Raw genomic sequence first — 3,298 nt, 5'->3', positions numbered from 1 at the left:
GGCCGCGGCCCGAGGACGGCCGCAGCCGGGGGACGGCGACGGGCCCGCGGCGGGGGAGCGGCCCCGGCCGCGGGCCCGGCACCGTACGCGGGATCAGGCGCCGGGCGTGCCGGGGGCGGCGGCCGCCAGCTCGTCGACGGTGCCGGACATGACGGTGCGCAGGTGGCGGGTGAGGTGCTCGGCGGGCCAGTGCCACCAGGCGAGGTCCAGCAGGCGGGCGATGTCGGCCTGGTCGTACCGCAGCCGGATCACCTTGGCCGGGTTGCCGCCGGCGACGGCGTAGTCGGGGATGTCGGAGGTGACGACGGATCCGGCGGCGACGACGGCGCCGTGGCCGATGCGCACCCCGGGCATGACGGTGACGCGGTAGCCGAGCCACACGTCGTGGCCGACGACGGTGTCGCCGCGCCCGGGCAGGCCGGTGATCAGGTCGAGGTGCTCGGCCCAGGAGCCGCCCATGATGGGGAAGGGGAAGGTGGAGGGCCCGTCCATCCGGTGGTTGGCGCCGTTCATGACGAACCGCACCCCGGTGGCGAAGGCGCAGAACCTCCCGATGACGAGCTTCTCCGGCCCGTAGTGGTAGAGCACGTTGCGGGTCTGGAAGGCCGTCGGGTCGTCCGGGTCGTCGTAGTACGAGTACTCGCCGACCTCGATCAGCGGCGAGGTGAGCAGCGGCTTGAGGAGCACCACCCGCGGCTGTTCGGGGAAGGGGTGCAGCACGGTCGGGTCGGGCACGGCGGGGATCACCAGGGGGCACCGCTCTCGTGTTGACGGGACATCAGGGGTTCCATGATCCATCGGACGGCGCGGCGGTCCGGCGGGTTTTCCCCGCACCGGCCGCCTTTCTTGATCAAATGACGTCAAGTTGTCTGTACAGCTCGGAGCCTCCTGACGGTCATCGGCCGGTCATCGGACACCACGGCCGCGTCCACCTCGGTCTCGTACACATAACGGGTCCGGTCCGAACCGCGCGGCCGGCCCCCGTACCGAACACTCGCGGTCCGTCAGCAAGGAGCCCCACCCCCATGAGTCCGAAGCCCGAACTGTCGCGCCGCAGCGTCCTCGGCGGCGCGGCGGCGGCCGCGGTGCTGTCCGCCCTCCCCATCAGCGTCCAGCAGGCCCTCGCCGCACCGGCCCGGCCCGGACGGCTGGCGGACATCCAGCACGTCGTGGTGTTCATGCAGGAGAACCGCGCCTTCGACCACTACTTCGGCACCCTGGCGGGCGTGCGCGGCTTCGGCGACCGCACCGCCGTACGCGGCGTCGACGGCCGCTCGGTGTTCCACCAGCCCGACCCCGGCCGCAAGGAGGGCTACCTGCTGCCCTTCGCGATGAACGCCGCCCACACCAGCGCCTACCAGCAGGGCGCGCCGTCCTTCGGCTACGGCGACTCGATGAGCGCCTGGAACGACGGGCGCGCCGACGGCTCCGTCACCCGCCGCTCCTCCGGCTGGCTCGGCCAGGGCTACTACGAGCCCGCCGACATGCCCTTCTACCACGCCCTCGCCTCGGTGTTCACGGTCTGCGACGCCTACTACTCCTCGACGCAGTGCAACACCAACACCAACCGCGACCACGCGATGACCGGCACCAGCGGCGGCACCGTGCGGGACACCCCGGTGACCGACAACACCGAGATCCCCGGCGGCTACGAGTGGACCACCTACGCCGAGCGCCTGGAGAAGGCCGGCGTCAGCTGGAGGACCTACCAGGCCCTCGACAACTTCGACGACAACGCCCTCGCCTGGTTCACCCCCTTCGTCAAGGCCAAGCCCGGCGAGCCGCTGTACGAGCGCGGCATGCGCGCCGTCGGCGACCCGGCCAAGGCGAAGGACCCGTTCGCCATGGGCGACGCCCTCGTCGAGGCCTTCACCGCCGACGTCCAGGCCGACCGCCTCCCGCAGGTCTCCTGGATCGTCGCCCCCGCCGCCCTGTCCGAGCACGCCAACTACGCGCCGCCGAACGGCGAACACCTCACCGCCCGGCTGCTCTCCGCGCTCGCCGCCAAGCCCGAGGTGTTCCAGAAGACCGTCTTCATCCTCAACTACGACGAGCACGGCGGCTTCTTCGACCACCAGCTGCCTCCAGCTGCCGCCCGTCCCGCCGCTGGCCGACGGCCGCGGCAAGTCCAACGTCCCGGTCGACGGCGAGGTCGTCGTCCGCGTCGCCAAGGGCGGCTCCACCTACCACCGGGTGGTGGGCCAGGACGGGAAGTACCGGGTCAAGGCCGCCGACGGCACCCTCGGCTGGTCCGCCACCCTCCCCGCCGGCGAGACCCTGGTCTCCGGCCCCTACCCGATGGGCCTGGGCGTCCGGGTGCCGATGGTCGTCGTCTCCCCGTGGACCCGCGGCGGCGTCGTCGACTCCACCGTCTACGACCACACCTCCGTCCTGCGCTTCCTGGAACAGCGCTTCGGCGTCCAGGAACCCAACATCAGCCCCTGGCGGCGCGCCGTCTGCGGCGACCTCACCAACGTCTTCGACTTCTCCGGCCGCAACCCCGCCTGGCCGCAGCTGCCCGACACCAGCGGCAACCGCCGCAAGGTCGACGACACCGGCAAGCTCCCCGCCCCCACCGTGCCCAGCCCGCAGACCTTCCCCCAACAGCAGCGCGGCACCCGCTCCTCCCGCCCCGCCCCCTACAACCTGCTGGTCAAGCCCCGCCTCAAGGGCGACGAACTCACCCTCGACTTCGTCAACCAGGGCCGCCAGGGCGCCGTCTTCGCCGTCTACCCCGCCCCCGGCGAGGCCCCCAAGCACTACACCGTCGCCGCCAGGAGCCGCCTGTCCGACGTCTGGAAGGTCGGCCCGGCCGGCTACGACCTGCGCGTCCACGGCCCCGACGGCGCCCTGTGGCACCTGCGCGGCGACACCGCCTCCGGCTACGAGGTCTCGCTCTCCGAGGAGGGCGGCGGCAAGGTGCTGGAGGTCGACGTCATCAACCGCTCGCGCACCGCCCAGACCTTCCTCGTCGGCGACCTCGCCTACGGCGACGGCTTGCGCGAGGTACGGGTCGCGGCCGGCGACGACCGCACCGTCAACCTCAAGGTCGGCCCCGAGGGCTGGTACGACGTCGCCGTCGCCGTCCAGGGCGACCTCGCCTTCCGCCGCCGCATCGCAGGCCGCTTCCCCTGGGACGACCGCACCGTCACCGACCCCGCCCTCGGCCTGGCCGACCCCCTCACCGTCGACCTCGCCCTCGGCGCCGCCTCCACCACCATCGACGAACCCGTCCTGCTGCCCGGCCGCCCCGCCACCGTCACCGCCACCCTCACCGCCACCACCGCCCTCACCCGCC

General features: G+C 72.8%; 2 protein-coding genes and 1 pseudogene. 2 read left to right on the top strand and 1 reads right to left on the bottom strand.

Features of this window, described 5'->3' with window-relative positions; genetic code table 11:
* Nucleotides 1–93: 93 nt before the first annotated feature.
* The gene (locus tag AE652_RS33580) at nt 94–744 is read right to left on the bottom strand and encodes a CatB-related O-acetyltransferase (RefSeq protein ID WP_049658533.1); all 651 of its coding nucleotides are present in this window, start codon (nt 742–744) and stop codon (nt 94–96) included.
* A 110-nt stretch (nt 745–854) separates the two neighbouring features.
* On the opposite strand from AE652_RS33580, the pseudogene AE652_RS49580 reads away from it, so the two are divergent.
* Both AE652_RS49580 and AE652_RS33565 read left to right on the top strand, forming a co-directional pair.
* Nucleotides 855–2,057: pseudogene (locus tag AE652_RS49580) on the top strand (alkaline phosphatase family protein); the annotation flags it as partial.
* Nucleotides 2,058–2,196: 139 nt separating this feature from the next.
* On the top strand, nt 2,197–3,298 hold a 1,102-nt coding region (locus tag AE652_RS33565), incomplete at its 3' end, for a phospholipase domain-containing protein (protein ID WP_049658528.1).

The organism is Kitasatospora sp. MY 5-36 (genome assembly GCF_001182915.1).
GTDB lineage: Bacteria > Actinomycetota > Actinomycetes > Streptomycetales > Streptomycetaceae > Kitasatospora.
Note: the sequence above shows the minus strand (reverse complement) of the source record. Positions and strands in the feature narration are given on the sequence as shown.